The 19,072-nt window shown below is 66.3% G+C and carries 19 protein-coding genes; 8 read left to right on the top strand and 11 right to left on the bottom strand.

Translation table 11 applies throughout. The features are described 5' to 3' along the window. Positions 1-5 precede the first annotated feature (5 nt). Positions 6-401 (bottom strand): transglycosylase family protein, encoded by a 396-nt coding sequence (locus tag ACKY0W_RS07800; protein WP_409437076.1) that lies wholly within the window; start codon positions 399-401, stop codon positions 6-8. Further along, positions 398-1,069, bottom strand: coding sequence for a hypothetical protein (locus ACKY0W_RS07795; RefSeq protein ID WP_409437075.1), 672 nt, complete (start codon positions 1,067-1,069; stop codon positions 398-400). Before ACKY0W_RS07795 ends, ACKY0W_RS07800 begins: the two co-directional genes overlap by 4 nt. On the opposite strand from ACKY0W_RS07795, the gene ACKY0W_RS07790 reads away from it, so the two are divergent. The 6 genes from ACKY0W_RS07790 (at position 1,055) to ACKY0W_RS07765 (ending at position 7,029) form a co-directional block, all read left to right on the top strand. Further along, complete coding sequence (locus ACKY0W_RS07790) at positions 1,055-1,225, top strand: Ms4527A family Cys-rich leader peptide (protein WP_406758559.1); 171 nt, start codon at positions 1,055-1,057, stop codon at positions 1,223-1,225. The genes ACKY0W_RS07795 and ACKY0W_RS07790 overlap by 15 nt on opposite strands. A gap of 113 nt (positions 1,226-1,338) precedes the next feature. Then, on the top strand, positions 1,339-3,018 hold the full coding sequence (locus ACKY0W_RS07785) for a nitrite/sulfite reductase (RefSeq protein WP_409437074.1): 1,680 nt from the start codon (positions 1,339-1,341) through the stop codon (positions 3,016-3,018). After that, the gene (locus ACKY0W_RS07780) at positions 3,015-3,758 is read left to right on the top strand and encodes a phosphoadenylyl-sulfate reductase (RefSeq protein ID WP_409437073.1); all 744 of its coding nucleotides are present in this window, start codon (positions 3,015-3,017) and stop codon (positions 3,756-3,758) included. The genes ACKY0W_RS07785 and ACKY0W_RS07780 overlap by 4 nt, the downstream gene beginning before the upstream one ends. Further along, positions 3,737-4,477 (top strand): sirohydrochlorin chelatase, encoded by a 741-nt coding sequence (locus tag ACKY0W_RS07775; protein ID WP_409437072.1) that lies wholly within the window; start codon positions 3,737-3,739, stop codon positions 4,475-4,477. The genes ACKY0W_RS07780 and ACKY0W_RS07775 overlap by 22 nt, the downstream gene beginning before the upstream one ends. Positions 4,478-4,582: 105 nt before the next feature. Beyond that, positions 4,583-5,395: an iron reductase gene (locus tag ACKY0W_RS07770; protein ID WP_409437071.1), complete on the top strand. Its 813-nt coding sequence runs from the start codon at positions 4,583-4,585 to the stop codon at positions 5,393-5,395. After that, the gene (locus tag ACKY0W_RS07765; RefSeq protein ID WP_409437070.1) at positions 5,392-7,029 is read left to right on the top strand and encodes a sulfite reductase flavoprotein subunit alpha; all 1,638 of its coding nucleotides are present in this window, start codon (positions 5,392-5,394) and stop codon (positions 7,027-7,029) included. The genes ACKY0W_RS07770 and ACKY0W_RS07765 overlap by 4 nt, the downstream gene beginning before the upstream one ends. A 44-nt stretch (positions 7,030-7,073) precedes the next feature. On the opposite strand, the gene ACKY0W_RS07760 is transcribed toward ACKY0W_RS07765, so the two are convergent. From ACKY0W_RS07760 to ACKY0W_RS07740, 5 genes are all read right to left on the bottom strand, one after another. After that, entirely contained in the window at positions 7,074-8,105 is a 1,032-nt protein-coding gene (locus tag ACKY0W_RS07760) for a sulfate/molybdate ABC transporter ATP-binding protein (RefSeq protein ID WP_406758553.1), read from the bottom strand. After that, positions 8,102-8,914 (bottom strand): sulfate ABC transporter permease subunit CysW, encoded by an 813-nt coding sequence (cysW, locus tag ACKY0W_RS07755; RefSeq protein WP_409437069.1) that lies wholly within the window; start codon positions 8,912-8,914, stop codon positions 8,102-8,104. The genes ACKY0W_RS07760 and cysW overlap by 4 nt, the downstream gene beginning before the upstream one ends. Before the next feature lies 1 nt (position 8,915). Beyond that, complete coding sequence (cysT, locus tag ACKY0W_RS07750; protein WP_409437068.1) at positions 8,916-9,767, bottom strand: sulfate ABC transporter permease subunit CysT; 852 nt, start codon at positions 9,765-9,767, stop codon at positions 8,916-8,918. After that, the gene (locus ACKY0W_RS07745) at positions 9,764-10,747 is read right to left on the bottom strand and encodes an extracellular solute-binding protein (protein ID WP_409437686.1); all 984 of its coding nucleotides are present in this window, start codon (positions 10,745-10,747) and stop codon (positions 9,764-9,766) included. The genes cysT and ACKY0W_RS07745 overlap by 4 nt, the downstream gene beginning before the upstream one ends. A gap of 417 nt (positions 10,748-11,164) precedes the next feature. Next, positions 11,165-11,362, bottom strand: coding sequence for a hypothetical protein (locus tag ACKY0W_RS07740; protein WP_047320021.1), 198 nt, complete (start codon positions 11,360-11,362; stop codon positions 11,165-11,167). 197 nt (positions 11,363-11,559) lie between these two features. Between ACKY0W_RS07740 and ACKY0W_RS07735 the strand changes: the two genes are divergently transcribed. Then, entirely contained in the window at positions 11,560-13,608 is a 2,049-nt protein-coding gene (locus tag ACKY0W_RS07735; RefSeq protein WP_409437067.1) for a glycoside hydrolase family 15 protein, read from the top strand. Positions 13,609-13,624: 16 nt separating this feature from the next. Here ACKY0W_RS07735 and ACKY0W_RS07730 read toward each other — a convergent pair whose 3' ends face one another. The 4 genes from ACKY0W_RS07730 to ACKY0W_RS07715 form a co-directional block, all read right to left on the bottom strand. Next, positions 13,625-14,389: a sensor domain-containing protein gene (locus ACKY0W_RS07730; protein WP_409437066.1), complete on the bottom strand. Its 765-nt coding sequence runs from the start codon at positions 14,387-14,389 to the stop codon at positions 13,625-13,627. After that, the gene (gene lepA, locus ACKY0W_RS07725; protein ID WP_406758637.1) at positions 14,389-16,278 is read right to left on the bottom strand and encodes a translation elongation factor 4; all 1,890 of its coding nucleotides are present in this window, start codon (positions 16,276-16,278) and stop codon (positions 14,389-14,391) included. Before lepA ends, ACKY0W_RS07730 begins: the two co-directional genes overlap by 1 nt. 115 nt (positions 16,279-16,393) lie before the next feature. Further along, a complete protein-coding gene (locus ACKY0W_RS07720) occupies positions 16,394-16,930 on the bottom strand; it encodes a hypothetical protein (protein ID WP_409437065.1) in 537 nt (178 codons plus the stop codon). A gap of 353 nt (positions 16,931-17,283) precedes the next feature. After that, a complete protein-coding gene (locus tag ACKY0W_RS07715; RefSeq protein ID WP_409437064.1) occupies positions 17,284-17,832 on the bottom strand; it encodes a hypothetical protein in 549 nt (182 codons plus the stop codon). Positions 17,833-18,415: 583 nt separating this feature from the next. On the opposite strand from ACKY0W_RS07715, the gene ACKY0W_RS07710 reads away from it, so the two are divergent. Then, positions 18,416-19,030: a type II toxin-antitoxin system PemK/MazF family toxin gene (locus ACKY0W_RS07710; RefSeq protein WP_409437063.1), complete on the top strand. Its 615-nt coding sequence runs from the start codon at positions 18,416-18,418 to the stop codon at positions 19,028-19,030. Positions 19,031-19,072 lie beyond the last annotated feature (42 nt).

Raw genomic sequence — 19,072 nt, 5'->3', positions numbered from 1 at the left:
ACGCCTCAGTCGGATGGCCCGCCGGTCGCCGACGTGTCCGCGTCCAGCGTGGACACGTAGTGGGTCAGAGACCCGACCGGCGCAGCCCCGGCAGCGTTGCCACGCGACACGCATCCCGGCCATGCCCCAGGGCCCCGGTTGGCCATGATGCGCTTGGCGACGGCGATCTGCTGTTGCGCCGAGGCCTGCGAGGGCAGTCCCACCCCGCCGTTATCGCCCCAATCCGCCACGCTGATCTGCAACCCGCCGTAGCCACCGTCGCCGGTATCGGCTGCCCAGTTCCCACCGGATTCGCAGCGGGCGATCGCTTCCCAGTCGATCGGGTCGGCGCTGGCCGAGCCGGACAATTCGGCGGCACCGACCAGCAGCACACCCGCCGTCAGCGCTGTGAACTTCCTCATACCAACTCCACCTTGCTGGCCAGCCAGCGACCGTCGACCTTGTCCATGGTCATTCGGATCCGGCTGTGATCAAGCACGGGTTCGGGGTTGTCGGCGTTACGCACCGCCTGGTCGACCAAAAGCACCACCACGGCGTGATTCCGGTCGGCGGACTTCAGTACCGCCTCGGCGACGTTCCCGCGCGCGGTCGCCTTGCTGTCGATCAGTTGCTGACGGAGCCTCACGCTGGAACGGGTGTGCATGGTCCGGAACTCGCCGGTCGATCCGTCGGTGATGTCGGCGAAATTACGATCGATGTTGTCGGCGTCGATGTTGCTCAGCCGCAACACATATGCCTCGGCAGCCTCCAGAGCCTGCTCACCGGCGAGGTGGGTTTGGTAATGCTGGACCGCCAGCCATCCGCCGCAACCGACCGTGGCCGTCAACGTCGCCACTGCCAGCCAGCGCCGCAGTTGGGCACGGCCGCTCGTGCGCGGTGGCGGCTCGGCCACCGGCAGTGGTTCCCACACCGGTTCCCATCCGAAGTCGACACTCACCTGTCCCACCCGCCTTCCGATCGGCTGTCCGTCTGCGGTGGCCCGGTTCCGGGGCGCATAGCCCCGAACCGTTCCGATCCGCTCCCCCGGCCCGACCGCCGCAGCGTCGAGCCCCAGATGAGTTTTGCTCACGCTGATCACAACTTTGCGCCGGTAAGGAAGATTTTCGGCATCCATGGCATAATCGCCGTTGTGACCGCCGCCTACTGCACCTCGTCCGGGGTTGCCTTGGTGGCTCGGCGGCATATCGATTTCAAGCGTGTTTGCAGCTGTCGCTGTCTGCCTTGATGTCGTAGAACCGCCCACCTGTATTTTCCAGCTGGCCGCCGGATCTGCGCCGCCGGAGACAGTTGCCGGTGCACCGCGCTCAATCCCGCCGGCTCCTCTTTGAAGGAGAATCCATGACCGCCACTCCGACTGCTCCCCCGAGCAGGGCCAAGCGCAGCGAGGCCCAGTGGGCGCTCGGCGAGACCGAACCGGTCAACCCCAACGAGCAGTTCAAGCAGGAAGACCCGGCGCTGAACGTGCAGGCCCGGATCGTCGATGTGTACTCCAAGCAGGGGTTCGACTCCATCACCAAGGACGACCTGCGCGGGCGCTTCCGCTGGATGGGCCTCTACACCCAGCGCGAGCAGGGCTACGACGGCACCTTCACCGGCGACGAGAACGCCGACCTGCTGGAGGCCAAGTACTTCATGATGCGGGTGCGCTGCGACGGCAAAGCACTGTCTGCCGCCGCGATGCGGACCCTTGGTGAGATCTCGGTCGACTACGCCCGCGGCACCGCCGACATCTCCGACCGCAACAACCTGCAATACCACTGGATCGAGATCGAGAAGGTCCCCGAGATCTGGGACCGACTGGATGCGGTCGGGCTGCAGACCATCGAGGCCTGCGGTGACTGCCCGCGCGGCCTGCTCGGATCCCCGCTGGCCGGGGAATCGCTCGACGAGGTCCTCGACCCGTCCCCCGCCCTCGACGAGATCGTCCGCCGGTACATCGGCAACCCGGAATTCGCCAACCTGCCCCGCAAGTTCAAGACCGCGGTCTCGGGCCTGCCGGACGTCGCCCACGAGATCAATGACATCTCTTTCATCGGCGTCAACCACCCCGAGCACGGCCCTGGCCTGGACCTGTGGGTCGGCGGCGGCCTGTCCACCAACCCGATGCTGGCCCAGCGTCTCGGCGCGTGGGTGCCCTTGGACGAGGTGCCCGACGTCTGGGAGGCCGTCACGAGCCTGTTCCGCGACTACGGCTACCGCCGGCTGCGTTCCAAGGCCCGGCTGAAGTTCCTGGTCAAGGACTGGGGCGTCGAAAAGTTCCGTGAAGTTCTCGAAACCGAGTACCTCAAGCGCCCGCTGATCGACGGGCCGGCACCGGAGCAGCACACCGCGACCGTCGACCACGTCGGGGTGCAGAAGACCCGCAACGGCCGCAACGCGATCGGGGTGGCCCCGATCTCCGGCCGGGTGAACGGCGCGACGCTGCTCAAGGTCGCCGAACTGATGGAGCAGGTCGGTTCGGACCGGGCCCGGTTCACGCCGTACCAGAAGCTGGTCATCCTCGACGTTCCCGACGACAAGGTCGACGCCCTGGTGGCCGAACTGGATGCGCTGGGCCTGCCGTCCAACCCGTCGCCGTGGCGGCGCAACCTGATGGCCTGCACCGGACTTGAGTTCTGCAAGCTGTCGTTCGTCGAGACCCGCGTGCGGGCCCAGAGCCTGGTCCCCGAACTCGAGCAGCGCCTCGATGACCTCAACGCCGTCCTGGATGTCCCGGTCACGGTCAACATCAATGGGTGCCCGAACTCGTGTGCCCGGATCCAGGTGGCCGACATCGGGTTCAAGGGCCAGATGATCGACGACGGCAACGGCAATTCGGTGCCCGGCTTCCAGGTGCACCTCGGCGGCAGCCTGGGCGCCGACAGTGGGTTCGGCCGCAAGCTGCGCCAGCACAAGGTCTACAGCGACGAACTCGGCGACTACATCGAACGAGTGGTGCGCAACTTCATCAAGCAGCGCAGCGCCGGTGAGCGTTTCGCCCAGTGGGCGGTGCGTGCCGAAGAAGACGATCTGCGATGAGACCCCACAGCGAAGCGGAGTTGCGTGAGCTGGCCGCCAAGGGCGCGGCCGAGCTCGACGGCGCCAGCGCCACCGAGCTGCTGGAGTGGACGGATGCGAACTTCGGCGGGGTGAACGGGCTCGACGCTTCAGGAGGACCCGCCTCCTCGTGCAACTACGTGGTGGCCTCCAACATGGCCGACGCGGTGCTGGTGGATCTGGCGGCCAAGGTCCGCGCGGGAGTTCCGGTGCTGTTCCTCGACACTGGCTACCACTTCGCCGAGACCGTCGGCACCCGCGACGCGGTGGAGGCGATGTACGACATCGCGTTGGTCAACGTCACCCCGCAGCAGACCGTGGCCGAGCAGGACGCGGCCCACGGCAAGGACCTGTTCGGGTCCAATCCGGCGCTGTGCTGCCGGCTGCGAAAGGTCGAGCCACTGTCCCGCACGCTGCGCGACTACTCGGCGTGGGTCACCGGGTTGCGCCGGGTGGAAGCGCCGACGCGTGCCAATGCGCCGCTGGTCAGCTTCGACGAGCAGTTCGGTCTGGTGAAGATAAACCCCATCGCCGCATGGTCCGACGAGGAGTTCGACGCCTACATCGTCGCCAACAACGTGCTGGTCAACCCGCTGATCGACGAGGGCTACCCGTCGATCGGCTGCGCGCCGTGCACCATCAAGCCGGCGGAGGGTGCCGATCCGCGTAGCGGACGCTGGGCGGGCCTGACCAAGACCGAATGCGGGCTTCACGCCTCGTGACCACCACGCTGGTGCTGACCGCACACGGCAGCCGGGATCCGCGCTCGGCCGCCAACACGCGTGCGATCGCCGGGCATCTGCGCCGGGTGGCGCCCGAATACGCCGTGCGGGTGGCGTTCTGCGAAAACAGCACCCCGAACCTGCGCGATGTGTTGCGCGAGACGGCTGGTAGTGGCGACGACACCGTCGTCGTCCCGCTGCTGTTGGCCAGCGCGTACCACGCCCGCGTCGATATTCCGGCGATGATCGCGGACTCCGGCGTCGGCGTACGAGTGGCTCCGACGCTGGGTGAGGACAGCCGTCTGGTGCAGGTTCTCGGTGAACGCCTGACGAGCGCCGGCGCCTCGCGATTCGACCCGGAACTGGGCGTGGTGGTGGTCGCGGTGGGCTCCTCGCACGCGGCGGCCAACGCTCAGACCGCGACGATCGCAGCCCCGCTGTCTCGCGGAACACGTTGGGCCGGAGTAGAAGTCGCCTTCGCCACGGACGGTCCCCAGCCATCGGTGCCCGAAGCGGTGGAACGCTTGCGAGCCCGCGGCGCGACGAAGCTGATGATCGCCCCGTGGTTCCTGGCCCACGGCAGGATCACCGACCGGCTGGCCACCTACGCCGCGCAGGCTGGTATCCCGATGGCCGAGCCACTCGGCGCGCATCGCCTGGTGGCAGCGACCGTGCTGGACCGCGTCGAAGACGTCCTGACCGCCCAGGCTGCTGCCTGACGCACGACGGTCTATCAACAACCGTTCCGCAGTGAAACCCGTCACAGCACTCATCACCACCCCTCACCCTTAGTATGGTTAGCCTAACCTACTTAAGGAGCTTGGGTGACGTCCACGGGCGAGGATCCCCTTATCGCGAGAATGGTAATTCGTCGGCGGTTCGCGCTGCACGAATCATGTACCAGGCTTCGCCAGATCCATCCGCATTGCCCGCGAACCTACGGTGTCGCGGTTCTCGCCGATGTCAACAAGCGCCGATGGTTCCCATTGGATTCGGTTTTCACCATCGACCGCCTGCGGGTCCGCTTCGACGAGACCGCTGCCCTGACCGACCGCCGCGCGGCCGGGAACGTGTTGGCTGCGCGCTTGATCCACGAAGTGCTGGGTCGGCTCCTTCCGCTGGTGCTTCTCGAGGGACGCGCGTGGGACGCGGGCCTGGAGAACCTGTGGGTGCACTTCGACCGGGACAACGACATCGACTGGGTGGCCGTTGTCGATCCGACCGTGCGGGTGCTGCCCGACGATCCCTGGCTCCAGCAGAAGGGCGAGCGCTGCCAGGCCGACGCGGTGGTGGTGCTGCCGAGCGAGTCGGCCCTGACCACCTGGGCGGCACACCGCTGCCACCGGACCCTGGCGCCGCTGTTCGTCTGGCTCCACTCGGTATGCGAGGGCGCGATCTCGATCTCATCGATGTGGCAGCTCCTGGGTTCGACTGTGGTGGTGGCGGCCGCCCAGCTGCCACGCCACACCGAGCAGGACGAGGCCATCAGCTTCCGGCGTAGCCAGGCCATGCTGGACGCGATGGTCGGCTTCGGCCTGCCAGTACGGGGGCCCGCCATGTCAGCACTGCAACCGAGGACAGCTCCCCGTCGGGTCCCCACCAGCACTGCGTCGAGTTCGGGCGGGCGACAACTGTGAGCTCCCGCCCCGACTTCTCGATGCTCGTCGGCTACGGCAGCGACATGGGCAACGCCGAAGACGCCGCCATGTCGTTCGCCGAGGCCTTCGAAGAGACCACCGGTCTCAGCGCGGAGGCCGTCGAACTGAACCAAGTGGACATCGCCGACCTGCAGTCGGCCACCCACCTCATCGTCGTCACCTCGACCTGGGGCGACGGCGAGTTTCCCGACAACGCCACGCTGTTCTGGGAGGCATTGAGCGCGCAGGCCGCCGACCGTCTGGAACACCTGAGCTTCGCGGTGCTCGCCCTCGGCGACACCGGCTACGACCTGTTCTGCAACGCCGGCCGACTGCTCGATGCACGCCTGGAACAGTTGGGCGCCACCCGGTTGGCCGAACGCGTCGAGATCGACGGCTCCTACGCCAAGCCGGCCGCGGCGTGGACGACGGACGTCGTCAAGCTCCTGGCAGCAGAGCACACCACGCCCGCCGCCGGTGGCGTGGTGTCCAGCCGCGCAGCACAGCCACCCGATGAGGCCGCACCGGCCAACCCCGACCGGGATCACCCCTTCGAAGCCCGCGTCGTGGTCAACCGACTGCTCACGGCGCCCGGATCCGACAAGGAGGTCCGCCACTTCGAGCTGGACCTCACCGGCTCCGGCATCGCTTATGCCGCAGGCGATTCCCTGGCCGTGCACCCGGTGAACGATACCGCCCTGGCCGACGCCATCCTGGCCGAGTTCGGCTTGGGGCCCGAACACGCGGTGCCCGGCCACGACGAGCCGCTCGGAACGCTGCTCACACACCACCTCGAGATACGGACGCCGTCGCGGGCACTGCGGGAGCTGACGGCATCGCGCACCAGCGATGCACACGCCGCGGCCGCCCTCAGCGGGAACGCTGCTGCGGCACAGGACTCTTGGCTCTACGGCAGGGACGTCCTCGACCTGATCAGACTGGGCTCGCTGACTGCGGACGAGGTGATCGACACCTTGCGCCCGCTTCAGTACCGCGACTACTCGATCGCGTCTAGCCCGCTGGTCAGCCCCGACCACGTGCACCTGACCGTCGCCACCGTCCGTTATGCCCTCGCGGACCGCCACTATGGCGGCGTGGCCACCACGTTTCTGGCCGATCGCGCCGAAACGGTGCGAGTACATCTGCGGCCCACCCATTCGTTCCGACTGCCCGGGCACGATGTCCCCGTCATCATGATCGGACCTGGGACCGGAGTGGCGCCGTTTCGCGCGTTCCTGCAAGAACGCCGCGCCGTCGGGGCGCAGGGACGTTCGTGGCTTTTCTTCGGGAATCGGCGCCGGGCCGGCGACTACCTCTACCAAGCCGAGTTCGAGGACCATCTCCGGTCAGGAGTGCTGTCCAGGCTCGACCTTGCATTCTCCCGTGACGGCGCCGCCGACGCACCGAACCGGTATGTCCAGCAACGCATGTGGGAGAACTCGACCGAGCTCTTCAGCTGGCTGGAAGAGGGCGCGCTGCTCTACGTGTGCGGCGATGCCGAACGCATGGCCAAGGACGTCGACGCCGCACTGCATGCCATCGTGGCCAGCGCCGGCAACATGGAAACCGCCGCGGCGCACGCGTATGTCAACCAGCTCATCAAGACTCACCGCTATCTGCGGGACGTCTACTAAGGCTTTCCCCGCGCGGTCCGGCACGGGGAAGGCCTACCGAGCTGTTAGGCCGACACCGGTGCGTCTGCCGCCACATCGGTCAACGGCGGCACCCGGGTGGCCCGCACATAGACGGTATCCCCCTCGGCCAGCGCGAGCGCTTCGGCGTCCCCGCGGGTGATCTGCGCGGTAAACGGCACCTGCGTGGCGGCGTTGGTGAGCTCGACCCGCACCTCGAAGCCCAGAGCCACCACCCGGTCGACGACGGCGCGCAGCACCCCAACCCCGTTGGTGCCGTCGACCGCCGCCGCGGACACCGCCATGTCGGGGGTGCGACCGACCCGGATGTCGTGCGGACGGACCAACGCTCCGTTGAGCGAGGACACCGCGCCCAAGAACGACATGACGAACGCGTTCGCCGGAGCGTCGTAAACCTCGGTCGGGGTACCGAGCTGTTCGATACGCCCCTGATTCAGCACGGCGATCCGGTCCGCGACGTCCAGCGCCTCGGCCTGATCGTGTGTGACCAGCACCGTGGTGACGTGCACCTCGTCGTGCAGCCGACGCAGCCAGGCCCGCAGGTCTTCGCGAACCTTGGCATCCAGTGCCCCGAACGGCTCGTCGAGCAGCAGCACCTGCGGGTCCACCGCCAGGGCCCGTGCCAGGGCCATCCGCTGACGCTGACCGCCGGACAGCTGGTTGGGATAGCGGGTCTGAAAACCGCTGAGCCCCACCACTTCCAGCAGGTTGTCTACCTTTTCTTTGATCTCAGACTTGGGCCGCTTGCGGATCTTGAGCCCGAACGCCACGTTGTCGCGCACCGTCATGTGCTTGAACGCCGCGTAGTGCTGGAAGACGAATCCGATCCCGCGCCGCTGCGGCGGTACACCGGTGACGTCGACTCCGTTGATGGTGACTGTTCCGCTGTCCGGGTGATCCAGACCCGCGATGGCCCGCAACAGAGTCGACTTGCCCGAGCCGCTGGGGCCGAGCAGCGCCGTCAGTGAACCGGACGGGACCGCGAAGTCGACGTTGTCCAAGGCGACGAAGTCGCCGTAGCGCTTGTTCGCCCCGCGCACCGTAATTGCGTTGCTCATTTGTCTCCCTTTCCGGCCCGCACGTGGAGCACCACCTGAACGATCAAGACCAATACCGACACTGTCATCAGCAGCGTGGACAAGGCGTAGGCGCCGTACTCGGCGCCGCGGTTGTAACGGTCGGACACCAGCAATGTCAGGGTCTGGGACTTTCCGGGCAGGTTCGACGACACGATCAGCACCGCGCCGTACTCGCCGAGGGTGCGCGCCACCGTCAGCACGATCCCGTACGTCAGGCCCCAACGGATCGAGGGCAGCGTGATCCGCCAGAACGTCTGCCACCAGCTCGAACCCAGCGTGGCCGACGCTTCCTCCATATCGGTGCCCAGTTCATGCAGCACCGGTTCTACTTCCCGGATCACGAACGGCAGCGTGACGAAGATGCTGGCCAGCACGATGCCGGGAAGACCGAAGATGATCTTGAAGCCCCAGTCGTTCTCGACGAAGCCCAGCAATCCCGCAGATCCCCACAGCACGACCAGCGCCACACCGACAATCACCGGCGAGACCGCGAACGGCAGGTCAATGACCGCCTGGAGCACGCCCTTGCCTCGGAACTTGTTGCGCGCCAATACCAATGCTGTCGGAATACCGAAGATGACGTTCAGCGGCACCACGATCGCCACCACCAGCACCGACAGTTGCAGCGCCGAGATGGCCGCCGGCGTGGAGATGTAGTCGTAGAACTGTCCCAAGCCGGGCTCGAAGCTGCGCCACAGGATCAGCGACACCGGGACGATCAGCAGCAGCCCGATGTAGGCCACCGCCAGGAAACGGAACAGATAGCGGATTTTGCGTGACGACGTCATGTCAGGACCTCTCCTGCCGCTTGCTCACTCGCGATCCCAGCACCCGCAACGCGAGCAGCACCAGGAACGAAATCGCGAGCAGCACCAACGAGATCGCCGCCGCGCCAGTGCGATCGTCGTTCTCGATCAGCGTGCGGATCCACTGCGAGGACACCTCGGTCTTACCGGGCACCGCGCCACCGATCAACACCACCGAACCGAACTCGCCGATCGCCCGGGAGAACGCCAGCCCCGCCCCCGTCAGCAGCGCCGGGGTCAGGGCCGGCAGCACCACCACGCGGAAGATGGTCAGCCCGGAGGCGCCCAGCGACGCGGCAGCTTCCTCGACTTCCCGGTCGATCTCCAGCAGCACGGGCTGCACGGACCGCACCACGAAGGGCAGCGTGACGAATGCCAGCGCCAAGCCGACGCCCCAGGCGGTGTGCTGCAGATGCACGTGCACCGGGCTGGCGGGACCGTAGAGCGCCAGCATCACCAGGCTCGCGACGATGGTGGGCAGCGCGAACGGCAGGTCGATGATCACATCGATAAAGCGCTTGCCGATGAAGTCGTCGCGCACCAGTACCCACGCGATCAACAGGCCGAAAATCAGGTTGAGCACGGTGACGCCGGCCGCGATCGTCAGTGTCACCCGAAACGACTGCAATGCAGCGTGCGAGCTGACCGCCAACTGGAACGCACGCCATCCGCCGCCGCCGGCCTGCCAGGCGATCGCGGCCAGCGGCGCCAGCACAATCAGCGACAGCCACACCGTGGCAGCACCGACGCGCAGCGACACCCCTTCCCGGCGGAATCTCGAATGAGTGCCGCCCTCGCCGGGCCGAGTCGCCTCGGTGACCACTGTCGCGCTCATCCGGTGACCCGGGTGTAGATCTTGGTGATGGCGCCGTTCGACTTGTCGAAGAGGGAGTTGTCGACGACGTCCCACCCGCCGAGGTCGGCGATCGTCCACAGCTTGTCGGGATCCGGGAACGCGTGGCGGAATTCGTCGGCGATGCTCGGGTCGGCCGGGCGGAAGCCGGCTTCGGCCCAGAGGCGTTGCGCCGCCGCCGTGTACTGGAAGTTCTTGAACGCGGTGACGGTGTCAAGGTGCCGACTGGAGGTCACCACCGCCAACGGGTTTTCGATCTTGAAGGTCTGCGACGGGTTGACGTGCTCCACCGGCTTGCCCTTGCGCTCGACTGCGATCGCCTCGTTCTCGTAGCTGATCAGCACGTCGCCACTGCCCTGCAGGAACACATCGGTGGCCTCGCGACCGGAGCCCGGGCGCAGCTCGAAATGGTCACTGACGAGCTTCTCGATGAAGTCCAGGCCGGCCTGCGGATTCTTGCCACCCTCACTCTTGACGGCGTACGGGGCCAGCAGATTCCACTTGGCCGAGCCGGAGCTCAGCGGGCTGGGGCTGATCACCTCGACCCCGGGCCGCAACAGGTCGTCCCAGCCGCTGATGTGCTTGGGATTGCCCTGCCGGACCACCAAGGTCACCACCGAGCCGAACGGGATACCCCTGGTGACATCGGCGTTCCAGTCCTCCGCGACCTTGCCCGCCTTCACCAGGCGAGTGACGTCGGGTTCTACCGAAAAGTTCACGATGTCGGCGGGTTTGCCGCTGGCGACCCCGCGAGACTGATCACCCGATGCGCCATAGGAAGTGACGATCTGGACATCGGCGCCCTCCTCGGTGTTGTAGAAGGCCGGGATCACCTTGCTCCAACCGGGTTCGGGAACCGCGTAGGCCACCAACGTCAGGGTGGTGTGCGCGTCGGAGCGCTCACCGCCTCCAACGACATCGCTGGGTCCGCCGCCGCATCCTGCGAGCGTGGTGACTGCCATGGCGGCGGCCAGTGCCAGCGCGATGCTGCGCGCGATGGTGTTGGGCATTGATGACCTTTCCGGGCGAATCCGTATAGACGTCGGCAAGAATGCTTGTCCGTCGGATCGCGAAAGGCGTTCGATTTCTAAAGAACGTGCGTCAACAAAGACGACACCGGTACGCCGACGGGTGCGGTATCAGCGACAACAGTGCAGGTCGGCCACAGCGGAAGTGATCACGGCGAGTTTCGGGAACGCCAAAAACTGGCGCCGCCGGTCACCGGTCGCTGCGAACATGCGGGGAAGCATAACAGAGGGCGATGCGGGCAGCGCCCGGCCCGGTTCAGCGCGTCTGAAGGGCTCAGCGCGTCAGCAGCCAACTGACGATCACCAGCACAATCAGGCCGACCAGCACCAACGTGACCTGCGAACGCGGCATCAGCGGGCCCCACCGTCGCGACCGTGCCGGACACGCTCCTGCACCCGGATTCCCTCCCCCAATGCCGCGTCCAGCACCGAGGCCAGACCGTAGGCCAGCAACAACACCACGGGCATCACCACCGCGGTCTGCACCACGAAGCCGAGGCCGGACAGCCACAGCTCAACACCGTCCCACCAGCTCAGGAAGCCCACCACCCTGCCTACTGTAGCGGCGATCGCAAATGCGGCGCAGCCGGGCGAATGGGGTCGCCGCCATCGCCCCAGCGCGGCGATCGCAAATGCGGCGCAGCCGGGCGAATGGGGTCGCCGCTGTCGTCTTGCCGGGCCGCAGCCGAAGCCACGATCGGCCGATCCGGGTAGACGCACGGCATGAGGCCAGAGATGATGGCGGAATGGATCTGCACACCCCGCCGGGCGATGCACCCGCCAAGACCGCCCCGGAGATCATCACCCCCGCCGGTGGCTCCAACACCGCCGCTCCGACGCCTCCTCTGTCAGCGACCGCCCCGGTGCCCTATGCGGCGACACCGAGTCAGGTCCGCAACCCGTTTCCGCCGATCGCCGACTACGCATTCCTGTCGGACTGCGAGAACACCTGCCTGATCTCGGCGGCAGGCTCGGTGGAGTGGATGTGCCTGCCACGCCCCGATTCCCCCAGCGTCTTCGGCGCCATCCTGGACCGCAGCGCCGGGCACTTTCGGCTCGGGCCGTACGGGGTCTCGGTGCCCGCGGCACGGCGCTACCTGCCCGGCAGTCCGATCATGGAAACCACCTGGCAGACCCACACCGGCTGGCTGATCGTGCGGGACGCGCTGGTGATGGGTAAGTGGCACGACATCGAAGCACGGTCCCAGACCCACCGGCGCACACCCACCGACTGGGACGCCGAACACATCCTGCTGCGCACGGTGCGTTGCGTCAGTGGCACCGTCGAGCTGACCATGAGCTGCGAGCCGGCCTTCGACTATCACCGCACCAGCGCCACCTGGGAATACTCGGCCAACGCCTATGGCGAGGCGATCGCGCGGGCCCGGCAGAACCCGGACGCCCACCCGACGCTGCGATTGACCACGAACCTGCGGTTGGGACTGGAGGGCCGCGAGGCCCGGGCCCGCACCCGACTGACCGAGGGCGACGACGTCTTCGTGGCCTTGAGCTGGTCGAAACACCCTGCGCCGCAAAGCTATGCCGAAGCCGCCGACAAGATGTGGAACACCACCGAGTGCTGGCGGCAATGGATCAACATCGGAAACTTCCCCGACCATCCGTGGCGCTCCTATCTGCAGCGCAGCGCGCTGACGCTGAAGGGCCTGACCTATTCACCCACTGGAGCCCTGCTGGCCGCGCCCACCACGTCGCTGCCGGAAACACCTCAGGGCGAACGGAATTGGGATTACCGGTACAGCTGGGTACGTGACTCGGCGTTCACCTTGTGGGGCCTGTACACGCTGGGGCTGGACCGCGAGGCCGACGACTTCTTCTCGTTCATCGCCGACGTGTCCGGCGTCAACAACGGGCAGCAACACCCGTTGCAGGTGATGTACGGCGTCGGCGGGGAGCACGAACTGGTCGAGCAAGAGCTGGACCACCTGTCCGGTTACGACAACGCCCGTCCGGTGCGGATCGGCAATGGTGCCTACAACCAGCAGCAGCACGACATCTGGGGCACCATGCTCGACTCGGTCTACCTGCACGCCAAGTCCCGCGAGCAGATCCCGGAAACCCTGTGGCCGGTACTGAAACGCCAGGTGGAGGAGGCGATCAAACACTGGCGCGAACCCGACCGAGGCATCTGGGAAGTGCGCGGCGAACCGCAGCACTTCACCTCATCGAAGGTGATGTGCTGGGTGGCGCTCGACCGCGGGTCGAAGCTGGCCGAGCTACAGGGCGCGGTCTCCTACGCCAAGCAGTGGCGCGCGATCGCCGAGGAGATCAAGGCGGATGTGCTGGCCAACGGGGTCGATTCCCGCGGCGTGCTGACCCAGACCTACGGCAACCCGGCGCTGGACGCATCGTTGCTGCTGGTGGTGCTCACCCGGTTCCTGCCGGCCGACGACCCGCGGGTGCGCGCCACCGTGATGGCGATCGCCGAAGAGCTCACCGAAGACGGCCTGGTGCTGCGCTATCGCACCGAGGAGACCGACGACGGATTGTCCGGCGCCGAAGGCACCTTCACCATCTGCTCGTTCTGGCTGGTCTCGGCACTGGTGGAGATCGGCGAGGTCAGCCGGGCCAAGCATCTGTGTGAACGGCTGCTGTCATTCGCCAGCCCGCTGCACCTCTACGCCGAGGAGATCGAGCCCCGCACCGGCCGGCACCTGGGCAACTTCCCGCAGGCCTTCACGCACCTGGCGCTGATCAACGCGGTCGTCCACGTGATCCGCGCCGAGGAGGAGGCCGACTCCACCGGAGGCTTCCAGCCCGCGAACGCGCCGATGTAGCGCTCGGCCCGGGCGGTCAGCCGCTGAGGTTGCGGACCTTGTCCAGCATCGCCCGAGCCAGGTCGGCGGCTGTGGTGTCGCCGGCCGGCGGAGCACCGGAGTGGTCGTCCTCCTCGACGAACCAGAACACGTCGACGTCGACGACACAGTTCACCCGCGCGGCGAGCGCCCGCGAGACCCGCAGTCCCGCTTCGCCGTCCACGGTGGTGCGCACGGTGGCCACCAGCACCGCATCCTGGTTGGAGACCTCGGTGATCTCGCCGCTGGCCTCGCTGTCGGCTCCACTGTCGCGGGTCACCACCACGCCGTCGCAGCTGCCCCACTGCTGGACGAACTTCTCGAAGAGCTCGCCGGCGTCTGCGGCATTGTCCAGTGCGATCACCGCCTCGCCCACCCCGGTCAGCGGCGAGTCGCCGTCGCTCGAGCTGTCCCAGAACTCATGGGCGACGTCGCGTACCCGGGCAGAGCTGTACACGCTGCGCTGACCGCCCACCGCTGCGCCGACGCAGTCTTCCGGCGCCGCGGACTCCCACGCGTCCGGCAGTTCATCGAGACCGCCGAACCGCGGCGGCAGGGAGGGATCGCTGCGGAAGGGCTGGCCGGTCAGCTTCGACAGCTCGGAATCGTCGAGCAACACCTGCCGGACCGCCATCCCACTCACCGGGGTGGGCGCCAATCCCGCTGCGGGCCGGACGGTCCCGGCGACCACCGTGGTGCACCCGCTGGCCAGCAGCACGACGGCCACCGCGCCCGCCGCGATTGCGCCTGCCCGGGCGGTCACTACTTCTTGGCCTTGTCTCCGGCGCCGCCCCCGCTGTCGGTGGACAGTGCCGCGACGAAGGCCTCTTGCGGTACGTCGACCCGGCCAATGGTCTTCATCCGCTTCTTGCCCTCTTTCTGCTTCTCCAGCAGCTTGCGCTTACGGGTGATGTCACCGCCGTAGCACTTGGACAACACGTCCTTGCGGATAGCCCGGATGTTTTCGCGGGCAATGATTCTCGAGCCGATCGCGGCCTGTACCGGTACTTCGAACTGCTGGCGCGGGATCAGCTCCTTGAGCTTGGTGGTCATCTTGTTGCCGTAGGCCGAAGCCGAGTCTTTGTGGACGATCGCGCTGAACGCGTCCACCGCCTCGCCCTGCAGCAGGATGTCGACCTTGACCAATTCGGCCTCCTGCTCGCCGGCCTCCTCGTAGTCCAGGCTGGCGTAGCCCCGGGTGCGCGACTTCAGCGAATCGAAGAAGTCGAAGATGATCTCGCCCAACGGCAACGTGTAGCGCAGTTCGACCCGCTCCTCGGAGAGGTAGTCCATGCCGCCGAGCTCCCCACGGCGGGACTGGCAGAGCTCCATGATGGTGCCCACGAACTCACTCGGCGCAATCACGGTGGTCTTGACGACCGGCTCGTAGACGGTGCGGATCTTGCCCTCCGGCCAGTCCGACGGGTTAGTCACCACGATCTCGTCGGACTCGCCGCCCTTGCCTTCTTTGATCACCCGGTAGACGACGTTGGGTGCGGTGGAGATCAGGTCGAGGTTGAACTCGCGTTCCAGCCGCTCTCGGGTGATCTCCATGTGCAGCAAGCCCAGGAAGCCGCACCGGAAACCGAAGCCCAGCGCCACCGAGGTTTCCGGCTCGTAGGTCAGGGCGGCGTCGTTGAGCTGCAGCTTGTCCAGCGCCTCGCGCAGGTTCGGGTAGTCCGAGCCGTCCACCGGGTACAGCCCGGAATAGACCATCGGCTTGGGCTCGCGGTATCCGGTCAGCGCCTCTGTGGCGCCGTTGCGTGCGGAGGTGACCGTGTCACCCACCTTGGATTGGCGCACGTCCTTCACGCCGGTGATCAGGTAACCCACCTCGCCGACGCCAAGCCCCTTGGTGGCCTTGGGTTCAGGGGAGACGATGCCGACTTCCAGCAGCTCGTGGGTGGCGCCGGTGGACATCATGGCGATCTTCTCGCGCGGGGTGATCTTGCCGTCGACGACGCGGACGTAGGTGACCACTCCGCGGTAGATGTCGTAGACCGAGTCGAAGATCATCGCCCGTGCGGGCGCGTCGGCGTCGCCGGTGGGTGCCGGCACCTGCTTGACCACTTCGTCGAGCAGTTCGGCCACGCCTTCGCCGGTCTTGCCCGATACCTTCAACACGTCTTCGGGCTCGCACCCGATGATGTGGGCCAGTTCGGCGGCGTAGCGCTCGGGGTCGGCAGCGGGCAGGTCGATCTTGTTGAGCACCGGAATGATGGTCAGATCACGGTCCAGCGCCAGGTACAGGTTGGCCAGGGTCTGCGCCTCGATGCCCTGTGCGGCGTCGACCAGCAGGATGGCGCCCTCGCAGGCCTCCAGCGCACGCGACACCTCGTAGGTGAAGTCGACGTGTCCGGGCGTGTCGATCAGATGCAGCACGTAGTCGCCGGCCGCAGCACCGTTACGCGGTTCCTTGACCGTCCAGGGCAGCCGAACGTTCTGCGCCTTGATGGTGATGCCGCGTTCGCGCTCGATGTCCATCCGGTCCAGGTACTGGGCCCGCATCGATCGGTCGTCGACGACGCCGGTGAGCTGCAGCATTCGGTCGGCCAAGGTGGATTTGCCGTGGTCGATGTGGGCGATGATGCAGAAGTTCCGTATCTGCGCCGGCGCGGTGAAGGTCTGGTCGGCGAAACTACTGATGGGAATCTCCTGGTGAACGGGGGGCGGTGGTGCCTACTGCCTAGTCAGGGTAGCGAGGCGGTGGCTTCAAAACGAAACCCCCGGAGACCCATCTCCGGGGGTTTGCGCTTCCGATCGCCAATTACAGGTCAATTGCCAAGTAGCCGCCGATGTCGGCCATGCCCGCCTGGAAGAAGAGCGCGGCATCTTCCCAGGCACTTTCGCCGGCCAGACCGGCGGCGATCGCGGCGTCGGTCCCGAACAGGTAGTCAGCGGCGTTTTCGAAGTCGATCTGGTCGCCGCCGTTGAGGATCGCGAACAACAGCACGTTGTTGCCGTCGATGAACTGCGTCAACGCGCCGTTGAGCAGGCTGTAGGCGCCCGGGTCGGAGGAGATCTCATTCTCCCAGTTCACGCCGTAGAGCAGCGTGCCGAAGGCGGCGTTCACGTCGTCTTTGTCGATGGTCAGGAACGGGTTGGCCTCGGAGGCGTCGATGACTTTGTCCCCGACGCCGGCCATGGTGGCCTGCGACTCGAAGAGGAAGTTCATCGACTGGATCTCGCCCGCCAGCACAGCGCTGAAGTCGAAGCCGGTCGAGTCGGTGTCGGCAGCCGCCAGCGGCGCCAACGCAAGTGCCGTACCAGCGACGAAGCTGCCGAGCACGCCGATTTTCCGCATGTCCATCCCCCCAAATGCCCTTCACTATTGCTGCCCGGCGGCCGGTTTCCCCAACCCCCGCCGGAAGCTCCCCCCAGCACCGTTGCTGTAAGCCGGATAAAATCTAACAAGGACCTGTGATCAATACAAGTTAATGTTCACTTTCGCCTTGGTTTCCTCGGGCACTTCCCCGAATTCCCCAGACGTCCCCCGCGTTTGCGCAGGTCAATATGTGCTCAGGATCACGTCGCCGCCCGCCCATGCACAGCATCCGACGGCCTGAACACCCCCAAGTGAACGGCCGGACCGACGGCGTCGACGGCAGGACGAAACCCCCGGAGAGGATCCTCCGGGGGTTTCGCTTCGGGCTGCGATTAGGAGTCGAAGATGCCGAAGTAGCCCATCAAGTCACCCCAAGCGAAGCTGAGGTAGTTGGCGGCCTCCGCCCAGCCGGTGTCGGCGTTGCTGGCGATGTCCATCGCACTGTCGCCGCCGAACAGATCGCCGCTGGTCCAGTCGAGCACATCGCCGTTGTTCATCAGCGCGTACAACAGCGAGTTGATGCTGTCGTCGAGCGGGACCATCGCGCCATTGAAGACGCTATAGGCGCCCGGATCGGAGGCCAGTCCCGCCATGGCCGGGTTCAGTCCGTAGACCAGGTAGTCGAACAGGGTGTTGCCGTCGCCCTGCACCGTCGGGATGGCTGCCGACTTGATGGTGTCGAAGTCGCCTGCAGGAGTATTGATGTCGCCGGCAGGCACACCCGCCAGCAACGTGTCGGTGCCGAAGAGGAAGTTCATCGACCCGATCTCGCTGCTGACGATGGGCGACAAGGGGTCGGTGTCGGCAGATGCCAACGGCGCCACTACGAACGCGGCGCCGGCGGCGAAGCCTCCAACGACGACGAATTTGCGCATGCTCATGTTCAATGCCTTTCGCGAATGTCCTTCTTTTTGGCGGCAGTCCGCCCAGGAGCCCCCCAGCACCGCCACTGAAATCCGTAGGGGCTCTGTCAGTTTCACGAATCTTGGTTCGATTGGAACCTTGCGAGATAGGTGCCCAAATCCATATACCTCCTGATAGCCCGTCGGTGCGCAGACGAGCCCGGGCGAACACACACCGGACTCAACCAAGGCATCAGTTGCCGGCGAACGCCATGTCGTACATGTCGCTCCGGGCGGTGACTTTCCCCATTTCAAGTACCCCCGGAGGAAAAGCTAAGACCCTCCCCAGACTGCAGTTTGTCGGCGACTTCCACTCACCGCCTGAAATATTCCGCCTAGCTGACGCCGGCGCCCGCCCCGTTGAGAAGAAGCCCCCTTGTGAATCGCTATTCCCGTACCGTACGCCGATGTAACTCTACGGACAACACAAGTGGCACTTCAGTTTTCGTATAGATTCCTGTGTGCTTTGTTTACGTTCACGTCACGGAATCGGTGTCGCTGCGGCGCCGCCACGAAAGCGCGCACGCCGGTGCCCGAAACGGGTTTCGCCTATGCTGCGAGCATGGCTTCCCCGCGGAAGACCCCATGGGAGTCGGTGCAGCGATTCGCGGAGAACCTGGTGTTCAACGAAGCCCCACGGTTCATCCGCCAACTCGAGCAGGCACCGCTGGTACAACAGCGCATCCAGCGCGGCATCGAGCAGGGCATCAAGATCGGTCTGGAGATGCTCAGCGGCGCGACATCGGAGCCGGCTACCGAAATCGCCTCCGGCCGCCCGGTGACCGACAGCAGTGTTCCCACCGCGCACCGCGCACGCCGGCTGGTCTACTCTCCCGATCTCAACGGTCGCGCCGACCCGGGCGAGATCGTCTGGACCTGGGTGGCCTACGAGGACGAGCCGGACCGCGGTAAGGACCGACCGGTGCTTGTCGTCGGCCGCGACCGCAACATGCTGCTGGGCCTGATGCTGTCCAGCAGGCAACGGCATGCCGAGGACGCGAACTGGGTCGGCATCGGCGCGGGCAGCTGGGATGACGCCCATCGGGTCAGCTGGGTGCGACTCGACCGGGTGCTCGACGTGCCCGAGGAATCGATCCGGCGCGAAGGCGCCATCCTGGAGCGTTCGGTGTTCGAGGTGGTGGCCGCCCGATTGCGCAGCGAATATTCATGGAGCTGACGATGCCGGCTGATCGGCGACTCGCTGCGGCCGGCTAGCGAT

It is taken from the genome of Mycobacterium sp. SMC-14 (assembly GCF_046250075.1).
In the GTDB taxonomy this organism is placed as follows: domain Bacteria; phylum Actinomycetota; class Actinomycetes; order Mycobacteriales; family Mycobacteriaceae; genus Mycobacterium.
The sequence above is the reverse complement of the archived record's forward strand: the minus strand, read 5'-3'. Positions and strand labels throughout refer to the sequence as shown.